The sequence below is a fragment of the Leisingera caerulea DSM 24564 genome, from assembly GCF_000473325.1.
Taxonomy (GTDB): Bacteria; Pseudomonadota; Alphaproteobacteria; order Rhodobacterales; family Rhodobacteraceae; genus Leisingera; species Leisingera caerulea.
Genome location: NZ_KI421513.1, coordinates 885,207 through 906,562 on the forward strand (window position 1 = coordinate 885,207; position 21,356 = coordinate 906,562).

22 protein-coding genes are annotated in these 21,356 nt (G+C 64.0%); all 22 read right to left on the reverse strand.

Annotated features, from left to right (window positions below; all coding sequences use genetic code 11):
• Nucleotides 1-3: 3 nt before the first annotated feature.
• Nucleotides 4-1,236: an amino acid ABC transporter permease gene (locus tag CAER_RS0111555; RefSeq protein WP_027235511.1), complete on the reverse strand. Its 1,233-nt coding sequence runs from the start codon at nucleotides 1,234-1,236 to the stop codon at nucleotides 4-6.
• Between the two features lie 126 nt (nucleotides 1,237-1,362).
• A complete protein-coding gene (locus CAER_RS0111560; protein WP_027235512.1) occupies nucleotides 1,363-2,379 on the reverse strand; it encodes an amino acid ABC transporter substrate-binding protein in 1,017 nt (338 codons plus the stop codon).
• Nucleotides 2,380-2,608: 229 nt separating this feature from the next.
• Nucleotides 2,609-3,313, reverse strand: coding sequence for an ATP12 family chaperone protein (locus tag CAER_RS0111565; RefSeq protein WP_027235513.1), 705 nt, complete (start codon nucleotides 3,311-3,313; stop codon nucleotides 2,609-2,611).
• Nucleotides 3,314-3,316: 3 nt separating this feature from the next.
• Nucleotides 3,317-3,985, reverse strand: a complete 669-nt coding sequence (locus CAER_RS0111570; RefSeq protein WP_027235514.1) for an HAD family hydrolase — start codon at nucleotides 3,983-3,985, stop codon at nucleotides 3,317-3,319.
• Entirely contained in the window at nucleotides 3,982-5,028 is a 1,047-nt protein-coding gene (locus CAER_RS0111575; RefSeq protein WP_027235515.1) for an RluA family pseudouridine synthase, read from the reverse strand. Before CAER_RS0111575 ends, CAER_RS0111570 begins: the two co-directional genes overlap by 4 nt.
• A complete protein-coding gene (gene crcB / locus CAER_RS0111580) occupies nucleotides 5,025-5,405 on the reverse strand; it encodes a fluoride efflux transporter CrcB (RefSeq protein WP_027235516.1) in 381 nt (126 codons plus the stop codon). Before crcB ends, CAER_RS0111575 begins: the two co-directional genes overlap by 4 nt.
• Before the next feature lie 144 nt (nucleotides 5,406-5,549).
• On the reverse strand, nucleotides 5,550-6,872 hold the full coding sequence (locus CAER_RS0111585) for a replication-associated recombination protein A (RefSeq protein ID WP_027235517.1): 1,323 nt from the start codon (nucleotides 6,870-6,872) through the stop codon (nucleotides 5,550-5,552).
• Complete coding sequence (locus tag CAER_RS0111590) at nucleotides 6,872-8,263, reverse strand: trypsin-like peptidase domain-containing protein (protein ID WP_027235518.1); 1,392 nt, start codon at nucleotides 8,261-8,263, stop codon at nucleotides 6,872-6,874. Before CAER_RS0111590 ends, CAER_RS0111585 begins: the two co-directional genes overlap by 1 nt.
• A gap of 246 nt (nucleotides 8,264-8,509) precedes the next feature.
• Nucleotides 8,510-9,589, reverse strand: a complete 1,080-nt coding sequence (locus CAER_RS0111595; RefSeq protein WP_027235519.1) for a 3-deoxy-7-phosphoheptulonate synthase — start codon at nucleotides 9,587-9,589, stop codon at nucleotides 8,510-8,512.
• 280 nt (nucleotides 9,590-9,869) lie between these two features.
• Nucleotides 9,870-12,275: a CHASE3 domain-containing protein gene (locus CAER_RS0111600; protein ID WP_036797263.1), complete on the reverse strand. Its 2,406-nt coding sequence runs from the start codon at nucleotides 12,273-12,275 to the stop codon at nucleotides 9,870-9,872.
• 171 nt (nucleotides 12,276-12,446) lie between these two features.
• Nucleotides 12,447-12,875 (reverse strand): 50S ribosomal protein L17, encoded by a 429-nt coding sequence (rplQ, locus tag CAER_RS0111605; RefSeq protein WP_027235521.1) that lies wholly within the window; start codon nucleotides 12,873-12,875, stop codon nucleotides 12,447-12,449.
• Nucleotides 12,876-13,011: 136 nt separating this feature from the next.
• Nucleotides 13,012-14,028, reverse strand: a complete 1,017-nt coding sequence (locus CAER_RS0111610) for a DNA-directed RNA polymerase subunit alpha (RefSeq protein WP_027235522.1) — start codon at nucleotides 14,026-14,028, stop codon at nucleotides 13,012-13,014.
• Between the two features lie 113 nt (nucleotides 14,029-14,141).
• A complete protein-coding gene (gene rpsK, locus CAER_RS0111615) occupies nucleotides 14,142-14,531 on the reverse strand; it encodes a 30S ribosomal protein S11 (RefSeq protein ID WP_027235523.1) in 390 nt (129 codons plus the stop codon).
• Nucleotides 14,532-14,545: 14 nt separating this feature from the next.
• Nucleotides 14,546-14,914: a 30S ribosomal protein S13 gene (gene rpsM, locus CAER_RS0111620; protein ID WP_008557298.1), complete on the reverse strand. Its 369-nt coding sequence runs from the start codon at nucleotides 14,912-14,914 to the stop codon at nucleotides 14,546-14,548.
• Between the two features lie 229 nt (nucleotides 14,915-15,143).
• On the reverse strand, nucleotides 15,144-15,536 hold the full coding sequence (locus CAER_RS0111625) for a hypothetical protein (RefSeq protein WP_027235524.1): 393 nt from the start codon (nucleotides 15,534-15,536) through the stop codon (nucleotides 15,144-15,146).
• A 71-nt stretch (nucleotides 15,537-15,607) separates the two neighbouring features.
• The gene (locus CAER_RS0111630) at nucleotides 15,608-16,255 is read right to left on the reverse strand and encodes an adenylate kinase (protein ID WP_027235525.1); all 648 of its coding nucleotides are present in this window, start codon (nucleotides 16,253-16,255) and stop codon (nucleotides 15,608-15,610) included.
• Nucleotides 16,252-17,616, reverse strand: coding sequence for a preprotein translocase subunit SecY (secY, locus tag CAER_RS0111635; protein WP_027235526.1), 1,365 nt, complete (start codon nucleotides 17,614-17,616; stop codon nucleotides 16,252-16,254). Before secY ends, CAER_RS0111630 begins: the two co-directional genes overlap by 4 nt.
• Before the next feature lie 110 nt (nucleotides 17,617-17,726).
• On the reverse strand, nucleotides 17,727-18,197 hold the full coding sequence (gene rplO, locus CAER_RS0111640; protein WP_027235527.1) for a 50S ribosomal protein L15: 471 nt from the start codon (nucleotides 18,195-18,197) through the stop codon (nucleotides 17,727-17,729).
• Nucleotides 18,198-18,368: 171 nt separating this feature from the next.
• Entirely contained in the window at nucleotides 18,369-18,842 is a 474-nt protein-coding gene (locus CAER_RS0111645; RefSeq protein ID WP_154667766.1) for a hypothetical protein, read from the reverse strand.
• Between the two features lie 608 nt (nucleotides 18,843-19,450).
• A complete protein-coding gene (locus CAER_RS0111650; protein WP_027235529.1) occupies nucleotides 19,451-19,666 on the reverse strand; it encodes a DUF1127 domain-containing protein in 216 nt (71 codons plus the stop codon).
• Between the two features lie 262 nt (nucleotides 19,667-19,928).
• Nucleotides 19,929-20,141: a DUF1127 domain-containing protein gene (locus CAER_RS0111655; RefSeq protein ID WP_027235530.1), complete on the reverse strand. Its 213-nt coding sequence runs from the start codon at nucleotides 20,139-20,141 to the stop codon at nucleotides 19,929-19,931.
• A 268-nt stretch (nucleotides 20,142-20,409) separates the two neighbouring features.
• Nucleotides 20,410-21,336 carry a hypothetical protein gene (locus CAER_RS0111660; protein ID WP_027235531.1) on the reverse strand — a complete coding sequence of 309 codons (927 nt, stop codon included), beginning with the start codon at nucleotides 21,334-21,336 and terminating at the stop codon, nucleotides 20,410-20,412.
• Nucleotides 21,337-21,356 lie beyond the last annotated feature (20 nt).

The following is a 21,356-nucleotide window of genomic DNA, read 5'->3' on the forward strand; positions in this document are numbered from 1 at the left end:
GTCTCAGCGCTCCTTCAGCTTCACAGATGCGTTGTAGACGTTCATCACCATCGAAATCACCAGCGAGGCGGTCAGGTAGAACAGCATCAGAAGCAGCACGCATTCGATGGCGCGGCCGGTCTGGTTCAGGGTGATGCCGCCCAGGGTTGCGGTGATATCCGCATAGCCCACGGCGATGGCGAGCGAGGAGTTCTTGGTGATGTTGAGGAACTGCGAGATCAGCGGCGGGATGATCACCCGCAGCGCTTGCGGCAGCACCACCAGGTTCATCACCCGGCGCGGGCGCAGGCCCAGCGCAGAGGCCGCCTCGGTCTGGCCCTTGGACACCGCCTGGATGCCGGCCCGGACGTTTTCCGCGATGAAGGCGCCGGTGTAGATCGACAGTGCAAACCACAGCGCGATCAGCGGGCCGCCGATCTTGATGCCGCCGCTGAAGTTGAAGCCCTTCAGCTCAGGGTATTCCCAGGTCAGACCCATGATCAGTGTCAGCGCCAGGAACGGAACCAGCCAGGCTGCGAGGATCGGCAGCATGGTCTTGGGGCGCACGCCGGTGGCTTCCTGCTTGTGGCTGGCCCAGACGTTGATCTGATGCGCCACGATCCAAGAGAGCGCGAACCCGGCCAGGATCAGCAGCCAGTTCATCGCGGTGCTGGCAAAGATCCCGTTCTGGAACCAGGGCAGCGGCGTATAGATCCCGCGGTTGGTGAAGGCGAAGGCGTCAAACAGCATGCTTGCCGAAGGATCATTCCCCCGGAAAGCCCGCGGCCCCGGCAGCACCGCCGTCATGATCGTGAAGATGATGATGATCCAGATCAGCACCGGAATGTTCCGGAAGATCTCGACATAAACAGCCATCAGCTTGGAAACGAGCCAGTTGTTGGAAAGCCTCAGCACCCCGGCGATCACCCCGAACACGGTGGCGGTGATACAGGCCAGGAAGGCCACCAGCACGGTGTTCAGCAACCCGACCAGCGCGGCGCGCGCGTGGCTGGACTGGCTGTCGTATTCAACCAGGGTCTGGTTGATATCGTACCCGGCCGAGTCGCCAAGGAAGCTGTAGGAAATATTGAGCCCGGCAGCGCGCAGGTTCTGGATCAGGTTGTTGCCCAGATACCAGATACACAGGGCCAGAACGATCGCCGCAATCACCTGGAAGGTCAGTGACCGGTAGCGGGTATCGTTGATGAGCATAGACAGCCGAAAACTCTCGTTCGGCGGGTCAGTAAGCGTTGACATGTATTGTGATCCCCTGACTCCGGCGTCCTGATCCTGGCGGGGTTGTCCCCGCTCCGCAGCTTGCCGGAGCTTTTTTCAGATAGGAAAAGGGCGCAGGAAATTCCTGCGCCCCTCCCGGTGGTGTGTTTAGCGGAACGGCGGAGCGTACAGCAGGCCGCCTTCGGTCCACTGAGCGTTCAGGCCGCGGGCCAGGCCGACCGGGGTGTCTTCGCCGATGGTCTTGGCAAAGATTTCACCATAGTTGCCATTGGCGGCGATCGCTTTGTGCGCCCAGTCGGCATCCACACCCAGCATCTCGCCCAGGGTGCCTTCGCTGCCCAGCAGGCGGTTGATTTCCGGGTTGTCGGTGCCGGCTGCCATTTCGCTGATGTTGGCGGACGTGACGCCCAGCTCTTCGGCTGCGATCAGTGCGTTCAGGGTCCAGCGGACAACGTCACCCCACTCGTGGTCGCCGTGGCGGACCAGCGGGCCCAGCGGCTCCTTGGAGATGATTTCCGGCAGGATTACATGCGCGGACGGATCGTCGAAGGTGGCACGGGTTGCGGCCAGCCCGGAGGCGTCGGTGGTGTAGACGTCGCAGGCGCCTGCCAGATACTGCTGCTGCGCTTCGGCGTTGGTTTCGATCGGAACCGGCTCATAGCTGATGTTGTTGGAGCGGAAGAAGTCCGCCAGGTTCAGCTCGGTGGTGGTGCCGGTCTGGATGCAGACGGTGGCGCCGTCCAGTTCCTTCGCCGAGGACACGCCCAGCTCTTTCGGGACCATGAAGCCCTGGCCGTCGTAGTAGTTCACGCCGGTGAATTCGAACTTCAGGTCGACATCGCGCGAGAAGGTCCAGGTGGTGTTGCGGGCCAGCATGTCGATTTCGCCGGAGGCCAGCGCGGTAAAGCGGGTCTTGCCGGTGGTCGGCACGAATTCAACAGCGGTCGAGTCGCCCAGCACGGCTGCAGCCACAGCACGGCAGACGGCGACGTCAAAACCTTCCCATTCGCCATTCGCATTCGGGGCCGCAAATCCGACCAGGCCGGTGGTGACGCCGCAGTTCAGCTTGCCGCGGGCTTTCACGTCATCCAGCGTGCCGGCAGCAGCTGCGCCAGCCGCCAGACCAGCAACGGTCAGAGCGCCCAAAAATACGGTTTTTTTCATTTTTACCTCTTCCTGATAGTCCGCCTGTCCGGCGGTTCTTATTACCCGGCGATCCCCCGCCGGAAATGAGACCGAAGAAGGGTTTACCCCTTTTTCGCGCCTGAGTGTGGGCGCATTCATCAACAAACGTCAAGGGCGGGATCAGGAAATTCGATGGGCGCGATGCGCACAAATGCACCGGGAGTAAACATTTTTACTCCACGCGGCCCGAATTGGTAATTTTCTGTTCTCAGGAGAAATCGAAGAACCGTTTGGCGTGCAGAAATTCCTGCCGTTTGACCCCGGCGGCCGCCGCAGCCTCCTCGTCGGTGCCCCACTGCTCTTCCTGCCAGCGCTCGTCCAGCCGCGACAGCAGCCAGATCTCCTCGGCGCTGCGCCAGCCATGCGCGGCGGCAAAGCCCAGGATCAAAGAGCCGGAAATCCCTACCAAATCGTGGAACGCCGCCAGCTGGAACGGGTTCATCGCCTGCACCTTTTCGGCCAGCGCCGCCAGCGCCGCAGCCTCCTGCGGCTGGTGCAGAACGCCGGTGCGGGGCTGCAGCCGCACCCCCAGCGCCTCTGCCGCCCAGTCCAGCGCCGGATCCCATTCCTGCGCCTGACGCAACGTCAGCTCAACCGGCGCGTCAGCGCGGTAGCACAGCAGGTCGCAATCGCCGTATTCGGTCAGCATGGCGGCGACTTCGCTGTGCTGATGTGTCACCTTGTCAATTGCGGCATTCGCAGACCGGGTGCAGGGCATTGTCGAAGGGTCGACTGATTCGGTCTGGGCGTCCCATTCCGCGGCAATGGCCTGGGCCATCTCCTGCGTCGGCACCGCCAGCGGTGCCTTGGCCGGGGTCTTGACCCGGCGGCCGTCCAGCTCCACCGCAAACCCGTCACCGGTCTCCGCTACCGAAACCGCTTTCCAGAACCGTTTCTGTGCCCAGCCGCTCATCTCTTAGCCTTTCCAGATCTCTGCCAGCAGCGGGCGCAGCTCCGCGAAATCGCGGATCAAGTGGTCGGCGCCCAAAGTCTCTGCCGGATGATACCCCCAGGGCACGGCGATGGTGGTGACCCCCGCCGCGCGCCCCATTTCAATGTCAAACCGCGTGTCGCCGATCATCACGGTGCTGTCGCGCTCCACCCCGGTCTCCGCCATCGCAGTCAGGATCATCGACGGGTGCGGTTTCGACGGGTGGTGATCCGCCACCTGCCGGGTCACGAAGCAGCTCAGCCCATGCGCCGCGATCAGCGCGTCGACGCCGCGCTGGGATTTGCCGGTGGCAACCCCCAGCAGGTACTCCGGCACCTCGTTCAGCTCCGCCAGCATCTCCAGCGTGCCGGGATAAAGCGGCGAATGCGCCGCCCCCGCCGCCTCGCGCGCCAGCATGTAGGAGGACTTGTAGCCCTCCACCAGCCGCTCCAGCGTGGCGGCATTCTGGTCCGGCGCCAGCTCCTTCATCGCCAGCGGCAGCGACAGCCCGACGATGGACAGGATCGCCTCGCGCGGCGGCGTTCTCAGCCCGGCGCCTTCAAACGCCTCGGCCATGGCGCCGGTGATAGCGCCCTGGCTGTCCACCAGGGTGCCATCGACGTCAAACAGGATCAGCCGCAGCGGTGAACTCACTTCAGGTCCTCGAACGGATCATCGGCAGCCAGGTCCTCGGTCCAGCCGAAGGTCTCCCAGCTTTCCTTCATATGGTCGGGCAGCGGCGCCACAACCGAGACCGGCTTGCGGGTCACCGGGTGCTCAAACACCATCCGGCGCGCGTGCAGGTGCAGCTTTTTGGAGATCACCCCGCCGATCTGCGCGCCCCATCCGTCGCCCAGGTTCTCTTGGCCCGAACCGCCGTATTTGCCGTCGCCGGCAATCGGATGGCCCATGCCCGACATATGCGCCCGCAGCTGATGGGTGCGGCCGGTGATCGGCTCCATCGCCACCCAGGCGGCGCGGCTGGCTACGCGGTAAAGCGTGGCATACAGCGTATGCGCCCGCTTGGCGCCCGGCGTATCGTCGATGTCCTGCGGATGGACGTTGATCATCTTCTCGCCCTCGCCGGACTTGCCGTGGCCCGGCGCCTTGACCAGCCCGTTCTTGATTTCGCCCAGATAGGGCGTCGGCACGCCTGCGACCAGCGCCCAATAGATCTTGCGGGTGTTTTTGTGGCGGAAGGCGGCGGTCAGCGCCTGTGCCGCCTTGCGGTTGCGCGCCAGCACCAGAACACCGGAGGTGTCCTTGTCGATCCGGTGCACCAGCTTGGGCTTGTCCTCAAGCCCGAATTTCAGCGCCTCGGCCAGGCCGTCCACGTGCTTGGTGGTGCCGGAGCCGCCCTGCACCGCCAGCCCGGCGGGCTTGTTCAGCACGATCACGTCATCGTCGCGGTAGATCACGCAGGACTGGATCATCTTGGCATCCGCCTCCGAGATCCGCATCGCGCGCGGCTCGGCCGGTTTCAGGTCGCTGTCCGCCAGCGGCGGCACGCGCACTACCTGCCCGGACTCGACACGGGTGCTGGCCTTGACGCGGCCGCCATCCAGCCGCAGCTCGCCCTTGCGGCACATCTTCTCGATGCGGCCCTGGTTCACATGCGGAAACAGCCGCCGCAGCCAGCGGTCAATGCGCTGGCCGCCATCGTCTTCGCTGACGGTAATCATCTGAACGCCGCTCATGCGAACACTCCTCTTGCGGCCATCAGGCCCAGAAACAATCCGCCGACCGACAGGGCCACGGACAAACAAACATAAAGCGCCGCCTGCCCGAAGGCGCCGCGCTCGATCAGGTTGGCGGTCTCCAGCGAGAACGCCGAGAAGGTGGTGAACCCTCCCAGAAGCCCGGTCATCACCAAGGGGCTCAGATGGGTCAGCCCGCGCATCGCCGCGGCCACCACAAACACCCCCATCAGGAAGGAGCCCAGGATGTTCACGGTGATCACCGCCACCGGAAAATCGTGATGCCCCAGCAGGCGGATCATCCCCAGCCCGGCCAGATAGCGGCACACCGCCCCAACAGCGCCGCCAAGGGCGACCATGGAAACCGAAAAAATCATCCCCGTCCTGTCGCCGGCGCGGCCCGGGATGTCAAGTTTTGCCCGTATTGCACGGCGCGCAGGGCTGCCAACAAAAGGCTCCCGCCCCTTCATCTTTCCCCGAATACTCCCGCCGGAGGCAGCGGCTTTGCGGGCAAAGCCGCTTCACTTGTTCCGCTTTGCCCTCAGGTTCGCAAAGTAATCCGTGCGCCGCTTCAGTTCCCGCTCGAACCCGCGTTCCACCGGCTGATACAGAACCGGGCGTTTTACCCCGTCGGGAAAGTAGTTCTGGCCGGAAAACCCGTCCTCCGCGTCATGGTCATAGGCATAGCCGTCGCCATAGCCCTGCTCCGACATCAGCTTGGTCGGCGCGTTCAGGATGTGCTTGGGCGGCGGCGCGCTGCCGGTCTGCTTGGCCAGCCGCCGGGCGGCCTTGATGCCGACGTAGACCGCGTTGGATTTCGGCGCCAGCGCCAGGTAGACCGCCGCATTGGCCAGCGCCAGTTCGCCCTCCGGGCTGCCGAGGCGCTCGTAGGTCTGCCAGGCATTGAGGCACACGGTATTTGCCTGCGGGTCGGCCATGCCGATGTCCTCGGTCGACATCATCGTCAGCCGCCGGGCCAGGAACCGCGGGTCCTCGCCGCCCTCCAGCATCCGCGCCAGCCAGTACAGTGCTGCATCCGGGTCAGAGCCGCGGATGGATTTGTGCAGGGCGGAAATGAGGTTGTAATGCTCGTCGCCGGACTTGTCGAACTTGGCCGCCCGGCGCATCAGCCGGTTTGACAGCGCCTCCCGCCCAAGGGGCGCCTCCACCTTCCAGGCGGCGACTTGCTCAATGAGGTTCAAAAGCGCCCGCCCGTCGCCATCGGCCATCTCATGCAGCGCGTCGCGGGCATCGCCCGACAGCGGCAGGGCGCGGCCCAGCTCCTTCTCGGCGCGCTGGGTGAGGCGTTCGAGATCGGCCAGCGACAGGCGTTCCAGCACCAAGACCTGGCTGCGTGAAAGCACAGCGGCGTTCAGCTCGAACGAAGGGTTCTCCGTTGTCGCCCCGACCAAGAGGATGGTGCCATCCTCCATATGCGGCAGGAAGCCGTCCTGCTGGGCCTTGTTGAAGCGGTGGATCTCATCCACGAACAGAAGCGTTCCCTGCCCGTTCTGGCGGCGGATCCTGGCGGCCTCGAACACCTTGCGCAGCTCCGGCACCCCGGTGAAGATCGCCGAGATCTGCACGAAATGCAGGTCGGTCTCCTTGGCCAGCAGCCGTGCGATGGTGGTCTTGCCCACCCCCGGCGGCCCCCAGAAGATCAGCGACGACAAGGACCCCGAGGCCAGCATCACGCCCAGCGGCGCCTCCGGCCCCAGCACCTGTTCCTGTCCGATCACCTCGCCCAGCGACTGCGGCCGCAGCCGATCGGCCAGCGGCCGGTTCGGCGCAGGCTGCTGCGGATCGCTGTCCGCGGATGCGGGGCTGCCGAACAGATCTGCCATCAGAGCCGGAACCTCAGCGCCATGCGACGGCCGCGCCGGTTCAGATCCAGCTGGATCCAGCGGCCGCTGCCCGCGAGAATCGCATAGACGTCATCGGTGCTCGCCACCTGCTGGCCATTGACCGCCAGCAGCAGGTCGCCCGCCTGCACACCGCCGCGCCCGGCATAGGGGCCGGGGTCTGTGACCACCACGCCCTCCGCCGACAAGGGCAGGCCGAGACGGGCGATCACCTGCGGATTGATACGCGCCACGGTCAGCCCGGGCAGCGCGGTCTTGTCATCCAGCTGCACCGGGTTGGCGGGCGGCTGATCGGGCGCCACAATCATCGGCACCTCGATTTCCTCCCGCTCGCCGCCGCGCAGGCGGGTGATGACGGACAGATCCCCAAGCCCCGCCACCGACATGCGGAACACCATTTCCGAGGGCGAATTCACCACCTCGCCGTCCACATGGGTAATCACGTCGCCGACCCGGAAACCGGCCTTGGCAAAGGGGCTTTCGCGGTGCAGGTCCGAGACAACCATCCCCTCCGGCAGGTCCATCCCCAGAGAGGCCGCCAGATCGGCATCCACCGGCTGGCCCGCCATGCCCGCCCAGGGGCGCTGGAACTCTTCCGCGCCGGTCCGGGCCTGGTTGACGAACTCCCGCACCAGATTGGCCGGAATCGCAAAGCCGATGCCGTTGGAGCCGCCGGAGCGGGACAGGATGCGGGTATTAATGCCGATGAGATCTCCGTTCACGTCGATCAGCGCGCCGCCGGAGTTGCCCGGGTTGATCGGCGCATCGGTCTGGATGTAGTAGCCAAAGCCGTCGCCCGCCCCCATGCCGGTGCGCGCAAGGCCGGAGATGATGCCGCTGCTGACGGTCTGCCCGACCCCGAACGGGTTGCCGATCGCCAGCGCCAGCTCGCCCACCTGCACCTGGTCGCTGTCGCGCAGGTCCAGATACGGCAGGTCCGCCGCCTCTTCCAATTGCAGGATCGCCAGGTCGCTGGCCTTGTCGCCCAGGATCACCCGCGCATTGTATTCGCGCCGGTCATTGGTCACCACGCGGATTTCGGTGGCGCTGCCGACAACATGGTAGTTGGAGACCACGATGCCGTCCGCCGACAGGATCACGCCGGAGCCCAGCGAATTCTCCACCCGCGGCTGCGGCTCGGCAAAGCCGCGGAAGAAATCATCGAAGAACGGATCGTTCATGAACGGCGAGCGGCGGCGCTGCTGCACCTGGCGCACCACCTTGGCGTATATGTTCACCACCGCCGGCGAGGCTTCCTTGACCAGCGGCGCGAACCCCAGCGCGATCTCCGCCTGGCTTTGCGGCACCCGGGTTTCAGCGGCGGCAGGCAGGGCGAGAACGATGGCAAGGGCAGTGAGTGCGGGACGGATCATGAGGACTCCAGCAGATGTTGCCCGAAGGATATGCGGAGTACGCGCGCGGATTGCAAGGCGGGAGGCGGACCGGGCCGCAGCGGAGCGCAGGCGCGCTGCCCCTCTTGGCCTGACGGCCAATTCACCCTGGGATATTTGGGGCCAGATGAAGCAAGCGGCCGAAAACGGCTCCTGCTTTTCATCTTTCCCCAAATACTCCCGGCCGGAGGCACGCGCCGCAAGGCGCGTCCCTTTGCGGCGCCGGCCTCAGGCCTCGGCCAGCTCGTCCTGTGCGGCGGCCGTGCGGCGCTTGGCAACCGCTGCGGCCAGATGCTCCAGCTCTGCCACAGTCTCCTCCCAGCCCAGGCAGCCGTCGGTGATCGACTGGCCGTAGGTCAGCTCCCCCTTGCCCAGATCCTGGCGGCCCGCCACCAGGTGGCTTTCGACCATCACGCCGGTGATGCGGCTGTCGCCCGCGGCGATCTGGCCCGCCACATCGCGCAGCACCGCAGGCTGGCGCATCGGGTCCTTGCCGCTGTTGGCGTGGCTGGCGTCGATCATCACATGGCCGCGGATGCCGTCCTTCTCCGCCAGCTTGCAGGCCGCATCGACAGAGGCCGCGTCATAGTTGGTGCCGCCGCCGCCGCGCAGGATCAGGTGGCCGTCAGGGTTGCCGCTGGTGGCCGCAATCGCCGCGCGGCCCGATTTGGCCAGCGCCATGAAATGATGCGGGTGCGCCGCCGAGCGCACCGCGTCCACTGCGATCTGCACATTGCCGCGGGTGCCGTTCTTAAAGCCCACGGGGCAGCTGAGGCCGGAGGCCATTTCGCGGTGGATCTGGCTTTCGGTGGTGCGGGCGCCGATGGCGGCCCAGGCCACAAGGTCAGAGATGTACTGCGGCACCGCGGTGTCCAGGAATTCGGTGCCGACCGGCAGGCCCAGGGCGTTGATGTCCAGGCACAGGCGGCGCGCCAGCCCCAGCCCTTCGTTGATGCGGAAGGAGCCGTCGAGGCCCGGATCGTTGATCAGCCCTTTCCAGCCGCTGATGGTGCGGGGTTTTTCGAAGTAGACCCGCATCACGATCTCCAGCTCACCGGCGAGCCGTTCGCGCAGCGGCGCCAGGCGGCGGGCATAGTCCATCGCCGCCTTGGGGTCGTGCACCGAACAGGGGCCGACGACCGCAATCACACGGTCGCTGCGGCCGTGCAGCACATCCTGAATGGCGGTGCGGCTGGCCAGCACGGTATCGGTCACTGTTGCCGTTGAAGGCAGCTGCGCGGCGAGATCCTCGGGCGAGATCAGTTCCTGCATACCGGTGATGCGGAGGTTTTCGGTCTGGGGTGTCATGGGTCTGCTTCCTTGGCGGGAGGCCCTGGGCGCTGCGGCGGATACAAAAAAACCGCCTGCGGGCTGCGGGCGGTTGGTGGTATCCTGGTGCGTTCCGATGTCCTAGCTCAGAATGCGCTGACCCCTCCGTCCGCCATGTGGCGCGGATAAAAGAAATACCAGAATGCGGCATAGGTCCGGGTCATGGACCGGACGCTAGCGGAGATTCGCGCCCCTGTCACCCCGGAAAATGGCAGCAGGCCCTCCACACGGAAGGGCCTGCTTTTTGTGCCGGCTCGGGTCAGAAATCCTGCCACAGATCGCGGGCAGCATTGCCCTCTGCCGGGGGCACGGCTGCGGCAGCAGGCGCCGGGCTGGCCTCGATCTCCCAGTCATCGCCGCCGTGGGCAGACGGCGCTGGTGCCGCCGGGGCCGCAGGCGCGGCGGTGCTGCCGTCCACCTGGAAGCGCGCCACCAGTTCGGCAAGCTTCACGGCGTCGGTGTTCAGCAAATGGCCTGCGGCGGTCGCCTCTTCGACCATCGCGGCGTTCTGCTGGGTCACCTGGTCCAGCTGGGTCACTCCGGTGTTGATCTCAAGCAGGCCGGTGGATTGCTCCGCCGCGCCCTCGGCAATCTCCGACACCAGCTGCGAGATGTGGCTCACCCGGCCGACGATGGACTGCAGCGCCTCGCCTGCGCGGCCGACCAGATCGACGCCTTCCGCCACCTGCCGCGAGCTGTCGCCGATCAGCGTCTTGATCTCCATCGCCGCATCCGAGGACCGCTGCGCCAGAGCGCGCACTTCGGAAGCGACCACCGCAAAGCCGCGGCCGGCCTCGCCCGCGCGGGCAGCCTCGACGCCTGCGTTGAGCGCCAAGAGGTTGGTCTGGAAGGCGATGTCGTCGATCACCGAGATGATCTGCGAGATCTTGTTGGAGCTGTCCTCGATGCCGCTCATGGCCGCCACCGCATCCTGCACCACCTCGCCGCTGCTTTCGGCCTCCTGCCGGGCCTCCCGCACCGTGGTTTCCACGTTGCGGGCGCCGTCGGCGGCGGAGCGCACGCTGGCGGTCAGCTCGTCGATGGCGGCAGCGGTCTCCTCCAGCGTCGCGGCCTGGCTTTCGGTGCGGTGCGACAGGTCGTCGGAGGCCTGGCTGATCTCAGCCGCGCCGTTGCGGATGCTGGACGCGGCGCCGATCACCTCCTGCACGGTGGCGGTGAGGTTGTCGATGGAGCCGTTGAAGTCCGCCCGCAGCTGTTCGTATTCCTCCGGGAATTCTTCCGCGATGCGGATGGTGAGGTCGCCGTGCGACAGGCGCGACAAGCGCTCGCTCAGCTCCCGGACCACCCCGGCCAGCTCAGCGTCCTTGCTTTGCGCCTTCTGCTGTTCGGCTTCTTGCATCCGCACCAGCTCATCGCGGAACTTCTCCAGCGCGCGGGCCATGTCGCCGACTTCGTCGCCGCGCTCCTGGCCGTGGATCTCGACTGCATTGTTGCCCTCGGCCAGGCCGCGCATCGACACCACGATGCGGCGGATGCCGGACGCGATTCCGGAGCTGGTGACCAGCGCCATCACCGCGCCGATCAGAATCGCCGCGCCGATCGCGGCTGGGATCATGATCCGGGTCTGTGCTGCGATCTCATCGCTGGCGGCGCGGCGGGCGGCCATGGTCTCAGCGCCGCGGGCCTGCAGCGAGGCCAGGGTTTCGCGGAAGCGGTCGAAGTACGCCTTGCCCTGCCCTTCGGCGACCCGGTCGGCCATGTCGTCCATGGTGGCGGCGCTGCCGATCACCCGGCGCAGCTGCAGCATCGGCACCACCACGTCATTGCGCCAGTTGCCGATGATCTCTGCCACCGTGTTCAGGCGGTTGGTCTGCATCAGCTTGTCGGTGAAAGCCAGGCGCAGGTCTGCGAGGATCTCGTTGAAGCGTTCGTTGCCTTCCATATAGGGGTCCAGAAACGCCCGGTCGCCCGCCAGAAGGAAGCCGCGCACGCCGGTTTCCATGTCGACGGCGGCGGCCAGCAGGTCCTTGGCGGTGCTGATCACCTCATGGGCTTTCTCCACTTCCTCCAGCGAGGCGCTCAGATAGTCCGGATCGGCAATCCCGGCATTGACCAGCGAGGAGAAAATGTTGCGGCGGTTGGCAAGCTCCACCTCCTCGTCCGCGATGATCTTGCCGACCTCGGCGCGGAACTCATCAAACAGGATCCGGCCCTGGGACTTTTTTACCGCGTCCGCCATGTCGTTCATGCTCATGGCGTCGCCGATTTCCCGGCGCAGCTCGATGGCACCGGCGGCCACATTCTCCTGCCAGCCGGTCAGAATCTGCTCCGCCTCCTGCAGGTCCGCCATCATTTGGGGATCATCCGCCGCCAGGGCCTTGAGCGCCGTCAGCGCCTCAGCCAGGTCGGCCTGGCCAGCCTCATAGGGTTCCAGAAACTTCTCCTGCCCCGCCAGCAGGTAGCCGCGCAGCCCGGCTTCCATGTCCAGCGCCGCCACAGCCAGCGATTGCGCCTCGCTGAGGATCCGGCCGGTGTGATCGACCGCCTTGGAGGTCTTCTCCATGCGGCCCAAGTCCACAACAGCCATCACGCCGACGCCAAGCACCAGCAGCAGGGGGAACAGGGCCACCGTAACGATTTTCGTTTTCGTACTGAGGTTTGCCAGTGAGAACCGCCTGGCTGCGGAAGTCTTCTTCTTTTTCATCACGTCCGATCCGGAGCTAAAGGGATGCGGCAGTGAAATCAGAATAAAATTACGAATCTCTTTCGCACAAAAAGTGAATCCTAAACATCCTGCGATTGTCGTCGCGTAACGAAAAACCCCGCTCCAGGCGGAGCGGGGGCCAGACAGTTGAACCCAAGGGTTCAGCGCGTCTTATTCTTCAGCTTCTGCAGCTGCTTCTTCTGCTTCCAGGCGGGCCTTGTCGGCAGCGCCCTTGGCGGAAACGTCGCGGTCGACAAACTCGATGATCGCCATCGGAGCCATGTCGCCATAGCGGAAGCCGGCCTTCAGGACACGGACATAGCCGCCCTGACGGTCCTTGTAGCGCGGGCCCAGAACCTCGAACAGTTTCGCGACGTCCTTGTCCTCTTTCAGCTTGGCTGCGGCCTGACGGCGGGCGTGCAGGTCGCCGCGTTTTGCCAGGGTGATCAGTTTTTCAACGATCGGGCGCAGTTCTTTTGCTTTGGGCAGGGTCGTTTTGATCTGCTCATGCTCAATCAGCGAGCCGGCCATGTTGGAGAACAGGGCCTTGCGGTGCTCATGAGTACGGTTCAGGCGGCGGTAACCACGTGCGTGACGCATTTTTCAGTTCCTTGTCTTGCGTTTTGCTTTGTCAGGCGGCTGATGCGTGTCAGCCGCTCTCCTTGGGGCAGGTGCCCAGATCGTCCCCGGCAGTCCCGGGCATTGAAGAGGAGGGCCGGAGCCCTCCTCTGAAGTCTTAGAAGCTGTCTTCGAACTTCTTGGCCAGATCTTCGATGTTGTCCGGCGGCCAGTCCTCGACGTCCATGCCGAGGTGCAGGCCCATGCCCGACAGAACCTCTTTGATCTCGTTCAGCGACTTGCGGCCGAAGTTCGGGGTGCGCAGCATCTCCGCTTCGGTCTTCTGGATCAGGTCGCCGATATAGACGATGTTGTCGTTCTTCAGGCAGTTTGCCGAACGCACCGACAGTTCCAGCTCGTCCACTTTCTTGAGCAGAAGCGGGTTGAACTCCAGACCATCGTCCTCGTCCTGGCGGCCAGCCGATTCCGGCTCGTCGAAGTTGACGAAGATCGACAGCTGATCCTGCAGGATGCGGGCGGCAAAGGCCACGGCGTCATCGGGAGTGATGGAGCCGTCGGTTTCCACCTTCATGGTCAGCTTGTCATAGTCCAGCACCTGGCCCTCACGGGTGGGCTGAACGTCATAGGAGACCTTCTTGACCGGCGAGTAGATCGCGTCGATCGGGATCAGTCCGATCGGTGCGTCTTCCGGCTTGTTCTTGTCTGCCGAGACATAGCCCTTGCCGGTGTTCACGGTCAGTTCCATGAACAGGTCGGCGCCATCGTCCAGGTGGCAGATCACGTGATCGCGGTTCAGAACCTCGATGCCTGCGGTCTCAGCAATGTCGCCTGCGGTGACGACCGCCGGGCCCTTGGCATTGATCGACAGCCGCTTGGGGCCTTCGACTTCCATGCGCAGGGAGACCTGCTTGAGGTTCAGGATGATGTCGGTGACGTCTTCACGCACACCGGCGACGCTGGAAAACTCGTGCAGCACGTTGTCGATCTGCACGCTGGTGATGGCCGCGCCTTGCAGCGAGCTCATCAGCACGCGGCGCAGCGCGTTGCCCAGGGTCAGGCCGAAACCGCGTTCCAGCGGCTCTGCAACAACGGTTGCCTGGCGTGCAGGATCGTTGCCCGGCTTCACTTCCAGCTGTGCCGGCTTGATCAGCTCTGCCCAGTTCTTGTGGATCATGCGTTCCCTCCATTCCTGTCCCTGCCCCATGTCCGGAAGGCCAAGGACGCCCGAGGTTTAAATGACGCACTGGGGCCCTGCGAATCAAGCGGGGCCCCAGCAAAAAATTCAGATTAGACGCGGCGGCGCTTCGGCGGGCGGCAGCCGTTGTGCGCGATCGGGGTCACATCACGGATCGAGGTGATGTTGAAACCGACAGCGGCCAGTGCGCGCAGCGCCGATTCACGGCCCGAACCGGGGCCCTGAACTTCGACTTCCAGAGTCTTCACACCGTGTTCCTGTGCCTTCTTGCCTGCATCTTCTGCAGCCATCTGAGCGGCATAGGGGGTCGACTTCCGCGAGCCTTTGAAGCCCATGGTGCCGGCCGACGACCAGGAAATCGCGTTGCCCTGCACGTCGGAGATCAGGATCTTGGTGTTATTGAACGAAGAGTTCACGTGAGCAACGCCGGAGGCGATGTTCTTGCGCTCTTTACGCTTAATGCGGGATTTATCGCGTGCCATTGATCAAGCCTCCCTTACTTCTTCTTGCCGGCGATCGGCTTCGCCGGGCCCTTGCGGGTGCGGGCGTTGGTATGGGTACGCTGACCGCGGACCGGCAGGTTGCGGCGGTGGCGCAGGCCACGGTAGCAGCCGAGGTCCATCAGGCGCTTGATGTTCATCTGAACTTCACGGCGCAGGTCGCCTTCGACGGTGTAGTTGGCGTCGATGTGCTCGCGCACGGCCAGAACTTCAGCGTCGGACAGTTCGTTCACACGGCGGGTCGGGTCGATGCCAACGGCGTCGCAGATCGCTTTCGCCGAGGTGTTGCCGATACCGGTGATATAGGTGAGGGCGATGGGAACCCGCTTTGCAGTCGGGATGTTAACGCCGGCAATACGTGCCACGTGTCACTTTCCTTTTCGTTGCGGTTCCGTAGTTCCGGAACCTTTTTTCACAACACTTGACCGTGGCAGTGTGGCCAGAGGGTCCAGCATTTTGAGGTGGTAAGGCAGACAGACGAATCCGCCCGCCGGGAATCATTCCCAGAAGGGATGGGGTTGCCTATGTGGAATTACCGCGGGGGTCAACCCCGTGATCCGCGAAAACGCCGCCAGGGGCGGCGGGCCTGCCCTGTCAGCTGGCGCAGGCATAGAATCGCAGCGGCTCCGCCTCGCCCATCCAGATGGATACAGTGCCGGGCTCCTCCGGGTCCAGAACAACCGTGAACAGCTGCGGGTAATACTGCGGCCCCGGCAGCTCGCAGCGGCCCATGTGGTCGCTCACCCGGTGGCTGCTCCAATCCAGGCGGAGGGCTGGCTGGAAGCTGCAGAAATACTCCAGCGAGCTGAAGCCGGAGCCGTCCAGGATCAGGCCGCCCTCCGCGGCATAGTCCAAAATCCCGTCCTCGCTGATCAGCACCCGGTCGCAAGCGGCGGCATCATCGAGATAGAGCTGCTCCGCGGACAGCGGGCCGGCCAGGGCAACTGCGGCCAGCACGGCGGGAACTTTGGCAAAATGAGCGGTCATGGGAGCCTCTGAAAAGGAAAATGCCCCGCGCTTATGCAGCACGGGGCACTTCGATCCGGTAAACGGGCGGCTTATTCACCCATGATCCAGGCCATGCTCTTGCGCACTTCCTCGATCGAGGCGAGGCCGTCCAGGCGCTGGAGGTTGCCTTTGGCATAATAGTAGCCGATCAGCGGCGAGGTCTTTTTGTAGTATTCCATCAGGCGGGTCTTGAGGCTGTCCTCATTGTCGTCCGCCCGGCGCTTGACCTCGGTGGAGCCGCAATTGGCGCATTTGCCGTCCGCGGGCCAGGGCTTGGTCTGGTCGTGGTAAACCTCGCCGCAGCCGCCGCAGGTGGAGCGGCCGGTGATGCGGGCGACCAGCGCGTCGTCATCGACCTGCATCTCGATCACGGCGTCGAGTTTCAGGTCCATCTCGTCCAGCAGCTTGGCCAGCGCGTCGGCCTGGGCCAGGGTGCGCGGGAAGCCGTCGAAGATAAAACCGCCCTCGGCGCCGCCCTGCAGCTTCTCGCGGATCAGGCCGATCACGATCTGGTCGGTGACCAGCTTGCCCTCGGCCATGATGGCGGCAACCTTCTTGCCCATTTCGGTGCCCGAGGTCTGGGCCTCGCGCAGCATGTCACCGGTGCTGAGCTGCACCATGCCGCGGCTTTCCACAAGGTAGCGCGCCTGCGTACCTTTGCCCGCCCCCGGCGGGCCAAGGAGAATAATGTTGGTCATCGGCGAGAGGGTCCCCGTTTTGTCCGTTTCTTGTTGCGCCCGCGCAGCTGGCTCTTTTCGATAAGGCCCTCATACTGATGCGCGAGGAGGTGGCTTTGCACCTGCTGGATTGTGTCCATGGTGACGGATACCACAATCAGAACGGACGTGCCGCCAAAATATACCGGGATGGCGAATTGGCCGCGGAGGACCTCCGGCAGCAGGCAGACCAGCGCCAGATAAGCCGAACCAAGAACCAGCACGCGGTTGACCACATACTCGATGTATTCCGCGGTTTTCTTGCCCGGGCGGATGCCGGGGACAAAGCCGTTCTGGTTCTTCAGGTTGTTCGCCACGTCATCCGGTTTGAAGGAGACGTTGAAGGTGTAGAAATAGGCAAAGAACACGATCATCGCGACGAAGAACAGCAGGTACAGCGGCTGACCGGGGCCGAAGTTGGCCAAGAGCCAGGACATCACCGGACCGGTTGCCGCGCCCGAGGAGAACGCCGAGATGGTGGTCGGCAGCAACAGCAGCGAGGAGGCGAAGATCGCCGGGATCACGCCCGCCGGGTTCACCTTGACCGGCAGGTGCGACGATCCGCCGTCATAAACCTTCATGCCGACCTGGCGGCGCGGGTACTGGATGTGGATCTTGCGCAGCGCGCGCTCCATGAACACCACGAACATGATCACCGCAACCACCATCAGGATCACGCCGATGATCACCGCGGGGCTGATCGCGCCGGAGCGGCCGGAGGCAAAGAACTGGGCGATGGCTGCCGGAACCTCGGCGATGATGCCGACGAAGATGATCAGCGAGATGCCGTTGCCGATGCCGCGCTGGGTGATCTGCTCGCCCAGCCACATCAGGAACATGGTGCCGCCGACCAGGGTGATCATGCAGGCCATGCGGAAATACATGCCCGGATCGGTCGCCAGGTCGCCCTGCTCCAGCGACACGGCCAGGCCATAGGCCTGCGCGGTCGCCAGCAGCACGGTGCCGTAGCGGGTGTACTGGTTGATCTTCTTGCGGCCCTGCTCGCCCTCTTTCTTGAGCTGCTCAAGCGAGGGCACCATCGAGGTCAGAAGCTGAACGATAATGGAGGCGGAGATATAGGGCATGATGCCGAGGGCAAAGATCCCCATCCGGCCAAGCGCGCCGCCGGTGAACATCGACACCATGCCGCCGATGCCCTGGCCTGCCTGCTCCATGAACTGGCGCAGGGCGGCTGCGTCGATGCCCGGAACCGGAATAAAGGTGCCCAGGCGGTAGACAATCAAAAGGCCGATGGTGAACAGGATGCGGTTGCGCAGATCCGTGGCCTTGCCAAGGGCAGCCCAGCTGGTGTTCGCCGCCATTTGTTCTGCTGCTGATACCATGAAAAGGTCTCTTCTTTAGCGAAACGCCGCCCGGAACCGTTTTCCGGCTCGGGCGGCGTTCTAGGAAAACTCAGGTCTATGTAAGCGGCATTGGCGCCGCTCACAAGCCGTTACTCTGCGGCGGCTGCAGTTGCCACAGTCAGAGCGCCGCCAGCCTTTGCCACAGCGTCAACGGCAGCTGCCGATGCACCGGTGACGGAGATGGTGGCTTTGGAGGTGATTTCGCCTTTGGCCAGGACGCGGACGCCGTCCAGCTTGCGGCGCACCAGGCCGGATGCGACCAGCGAATCCTCGGTGATGTCGGCTGCGTCCAGCTTGCCTGCGTCGATGAACTTCTGGATCAGGCCCAGGTTCACAACGGCGTATGCCTTGCGGTTCGGCTTGTTGAAGCCGCGCTTGGGCAGACGCTGGTACAGCGGCATCTGGCCGCCTTCGTAGCCATTGATCGAGACGCCCGAACGGGATTTCTGGCCTTTGATACCACGGCCGCCCATTTTGCCTTTGCCGGAACCCGGGCCACGGGCCACACGGGTGCGTTTCTTGGCGGCGCCGGGATTGTCGCGAAGTTCGTGAAGTTTCATGTCGCTTCTCCTTGCCGGATGCGGGCCCCGAAGCGTGATGGCCCGACCGCGGCTTTTCTTGATTGGTGATTCCGTGGCGCAGAACGCCACCGGGTGCCTATAGACCTGTTGGGGAGCGGGATCAAGTGTCGGCGTTCACTACTGATCTGAACACAAAGAACTCAAGATGCATTAAACGTTATTTATTTCTTTGCCTTGAGTTCGAAGTTCTTCGATCGCTTGGTTCAACAGAGTGTGAAAGTGTTCCACGATAGACGTCGTCGCAACTAGTTGCTCGTCTACTGCCAGACTTTGCCTGTGTAGCAGTGCAATTACCTCGTCCCATTTTTGAAGGGCCGCGAAGGAAGAACCGGCAGATATAGTCGCGTTGCTGTTTATGACTGTTTGCTTACCAACAACTATGTCTTGCTCCAGTTTGTCAAAGTACTCCTCACAACTGTGCAATGCGTCAACCTCATTAGGCATATAGGTCATGAGAGTATTGACGAGTTTTATACGCTCAAACTTTTGAAAGCTGTCCAATCGAAGAAGCTTTGCTTCAACCTCAGCGTTCAGTCGAAATGCTTCGGAACGGCGGTCACTGACTATCTCTGAACGCCTAGCACCTAGTCCTAAAGCCGTCAGTAAACCTGAAAGAAAGTCCATCGGAATACCAAGATTGCAAACTATCAGGTGAATTATGCCCTTCGAACAAAGGGAACTCTACCGGTTTTGTCCAACGAATCTCACTACCCCGCCAGGACCCCTGCCCTGCCGGTTGCGTGTCGCGTTGCCTGTCTGTGTCCGCTCCGTCAAGGGCCGTCCGTTAAAGGGTGGCGGCGCCGCCGGGGTGGAGATCGGATGGGGATGACCCCATGCGAATACGCGTATCGCGCGCTCCGGGTGCCAAACCGGAGCCCAGTTCCAGGTGCCGGGGGTGTCAGGCCCGGCGGGTGATCATGACCGGGGTTGATCCTGCCAGACCCGGGTTAAAGCCCCGTAGGCGGTGCGTACGGTGGGTGCGCAACGGGCTTGTCAGGGATACATCAATCGATGTCCCCGAACTGTTCACAGAGGGCAGAGCCCGAACCGAGGGTTGGGCGAGGAGCGCCCGCCCCGTGGGGGCGGTTTGGGCGCTGCCCGGCTTGCCGCCGGGCGGTGACATTTTCGAGCTTGCCCGCTGAACAAACAAATACGCCCCCGCCGGGATGGCAGGGGCGCTTTTGGGCCGGGCTTTCGGAGAGGGAGGAGGATCCGTCAGCCGGCCAGGGAGATCACTTGCCGTAGACGTGCTCGCGGGCGGCGCCGGGGATGGCGCAGCGGCTGAGGCCGATGTCGGCCAGATCGCGGCTGGACAGGGCGCGCAGTTCGCGCACGGTGCGCTGGTACTCGCGGCGCAGCTTCCAGTTCTGGATCAGGCCGGCAGCCACGCCGCGCAGGCGGACGGAAAACCCGGTAGAAGCAGGGGCGGAGAGAGTTGAATAAGCCATTGTTCTTGTTCCTTCGCATCGGTTCCGGAACGTGCTTCCGGTGCGGTGCTTGATCTGTTCGTCTGAAGTGATGGGGACATAAGGATGCCCCTGGGCGTGCGCAACGGCTGCTTTGGTCTGGCAGATATGCAGCCGCCGCATAGCACATTCGCGTGAGGGCTCTTGCCCCCCTTGGCAAAAGAAAGCGCTCCCGCCCGACAGGGCAGGAGCGCTTTGGCCCGGGCAAGAAGAGGAGGAGGAGAAGAGCGCCCGGGCGGGAGAGTTACTTGCCGTAAACGTGCTGATGCGCGATGTCGGCGATATCGCTGCGGCGCACGCCGATGTCGGCCAGCTCATGATCGGAGAGCCGGTCCAGTTCGTTGTAGGTGCGCTGGAACTCGCGGTGCAGCGCCCAGGCTTCCAGCACGCCCTCGGCGGTGCGGCGGATACGGGCGGTCAGGCTGAGCGTCGGTGCGGCGGAGATAACATGTGCCATCTTGTAGATCCTTGTCTCTTGGGCCGGGCCTATTCCCGGCGGTCCGTTGTTTGGTCTTTTCTGTGACAGGCCTGAGATAGGAAGAACCGTTGGCGATAACAATTGCCTGATCGGACTGCCCGCTATGCACATGCTGCAAGGGGCTTTGGGGCGGATAACCGCCCTGCCCCGGGCAAACCTGGAAAACGAACGTATGGGGGGCGCCCGGAAAGCGGGCTGGTCCGCCAAGCAAGCCAAGCGCCTCTCAAGGCGAGGGGCACTGGGGGTATTACGCTTCCGCCGCAGGGCGCAAAACGGTCCGGAGCAGCGACAATGCCCCCCAAAGCAGGAAGACCGGCAAGACGAGCATCCGGAGCGTGAAGATGCCGATGATCGTCAGGGAAGAGCGCAGTATCGTGTCGGCTTCCTCCACGAAGACCTGCGCGGCGTCCAGATACCGGCCGCTTTGCTCAAAAACACCGCTCACGCTGTCTCCGGCTTCGCTGATCCGGCTGCTCAGCCAACCCAGCACCCCTGCATCTCCCTCCTCTGCCGGAGACGCCGCCTCTGCCTCAGCCGCCTCTGCGCCGATGAGGAAATTCGCCTCCTGCGCGACGGCATCAAGCTCAGCCATGGCAGCGCTCATCTGCGCCGCAGTGGCCTGCTCTCCGACCCACACAGCCAGCACGAACACCGCGGGGATGGCAAAGCCGACCGCAATGCCCACGGTGATCGCCTTGTTGCAAAGCGGTCTCACTGTCCTGGCAAGCGCGGAACTGCGGCCGAAGGAGAGACGGCCCAGCAGCGCGGCGCCGAGCACCACGAGGCCAACCGACACCACCGGCGCCAGACCCACAGCGGCAAGCGCGGCGCCGGCCGCCACGAGAAACACGGCATCGGCCACGCGCTCCACCGTGTCATCGACGGGTTCCAGCACCTTCAGCGGCTGCAGGCTTGCCTGCCCGACAACCGAGGCGCCCACCTCGATCTCCTGCGCCGTGGACAGCGCGGCGTTGATTGCCCGGAGCGACACATACACCGTCACCGCTGAGGCCGCGATATTCTCCGCTGTCCGCTCCGAGACAGTGGCAAGCGGGTTCCAATCGCTGCGCCCGGACAGGCCAAGGACGCCGGTGAGCAGAAAGAGCAGGCCTGCCATCAGGCCAAAGGCGGTGCGGGCGCGTTTTCTCGGGACATCGCGGGACGGGTCGGTCATTGCTGGTTCGCTGCCTATGC

Excerpts from the sequence above, each read along its gene's own strand:
- CAER_RS0111555 (WP_027235511.1), bottom strand. The coding sequence starts at position 1,236 with ATGTCAACGCTTACTGACCCGCCGAACGAGAGTTTTCGGCTGTCTATG.
- CAER_RS0111560 (WP_027235512.1), bottom strand. The coding sequence starts at position 2,379 with ATGAAAAAAACCGTATTTTTGGGCGCTCTGACCGTTGCTGGTCTGGCG.
- CAER_RS0111565 (WP_027235513.1), bottom strand. The coding sequence starts at position 3,313 with ATGAGCGGCTGGGCACAGAAACGGTTCTGGAAAGCGGTTTCGGTAGCG.
- CAER_RS0111575 (WP_027235515.1), bottom strand. The coding sequence starts at position 5,028 with ATGAGCGGCGTTCAGATGATTACCGTCAGCGAAGACGATGGCGGCCAG.
- crcB (WP_027235516.1), bottom strand. The coding sequence starts at position 5,405 with ATGATTTTTTCGGTTTCCATGGTCGCCCTTGGCGGCGCTGTTGGGGCG.
- CAER_RS0111585 (WP_027235517.1), bottom strand. The coding sequence starts at position 6,872 with ATGGCAGATCTGTTCGGCAGCCCCGCATCCGCGGACAGCGATCCGCAG.
- CAER_RS0111590 (WP_027235518.1), bottom strand. The coding sequence starts at position 8,263 with ATGATCCGTCCCGCACTCACTGCCCTTGCCATCGTTCTCGCCCTGCCT.
- CAER_RS0111595 (WP_027235519.1), bottom strand. The coding sequence starts at position 9,589 with ATGACACCCCAGACCGAAAACCTCCGCATCACCGGTATGCAGGAACTG.
- CAER_RS0111600 (WP_036797263.1), bottom strand. The coding sequence starts at position 12,275 with ATGAAAAAGAAGAAGACTTCCGCAGCCAGGCGGTTCTCACTGGCAAAC.
- rplQ (WP_027235521.1), bottom strand. The coding sequence starts at position 12,875 with ATGCGTCACGCACGTGGTTACCGCCGCCTGAACCGTACTCATGAGCAC.
- CAER_RS0111610 (WP_027235522.1), bottom strand. The coding sequence starts at position 14,028 with ATGATCCACAAGAACTGGGCAGAGCTGATCAAGCCGGCACAGCTGGAA.
- rpsK (WP_027235523.1), bottom strand. The coding sequence starts at position 14,531 with ATGGCACGCGATAAATCCCGCATTAAGCGTAAAGAGCGCAAGAACATC.
- CAER_RS0111625 (WP_027235524.1), bottom strand. The coding sequence starts at position 15,536 with ATGACCGCTCATTTTGCCAAAGTTCCCGCCGTGCTGGCCGCAGTTGCC.
- CAER_RS0111630 (WP_027235525.1), bottom strand. The coding sequence starts at position 16,255 with ATGACCAACATTATTCTCCTTGGCCCGCCGGGGGCGGGCAAAGGTACG.
- secY (WP_027235526.1), bottom strand. The coding sequence starts at position 17,616 with ATGGTATCAGCAGCAGAACAAATGGCGGCGAACACCAGCTGGGCTGCC.
- rplO (WP_027235527.1), bottom strand. The coding sequence starts at position 18,197 with ATGAAACTTCACGAACTTCGCGACAATCCCGGCGCCGCCAAGAAACGC.
- CAER_RS0111645 (WP_154667766.1), bottom strand. The coding sequence starts at position 18,842 with ATGGACTTTCTTTCAGGTTTACTGACGGCTTTAGGACTAGGTGCTAGG.
- CAER_RS0111650 (WP_027235529.1), bottom strand. The coding sequence starts at position 19,666 with ATGGCTTATTCAACTCTCTCCGCCCCTGCTTCTACCGGGTTTTCCGTC.
- CAER_RS0111655 (WP_027235530.1), bottom strand. The coding sequence starts at position 20,141 with ATGGCACATGTTATCTCCGCCGCACCGACGCTCAGCCTGACCGCCCGT.
- CAER_RS0111660 (WP_027235531.1), bottom strand. The coding sequence starts at position 21,336 with ATGACCGACCCGTCCCGCGATGTCCCGAGAAAACGCGCCCGCACCGCC.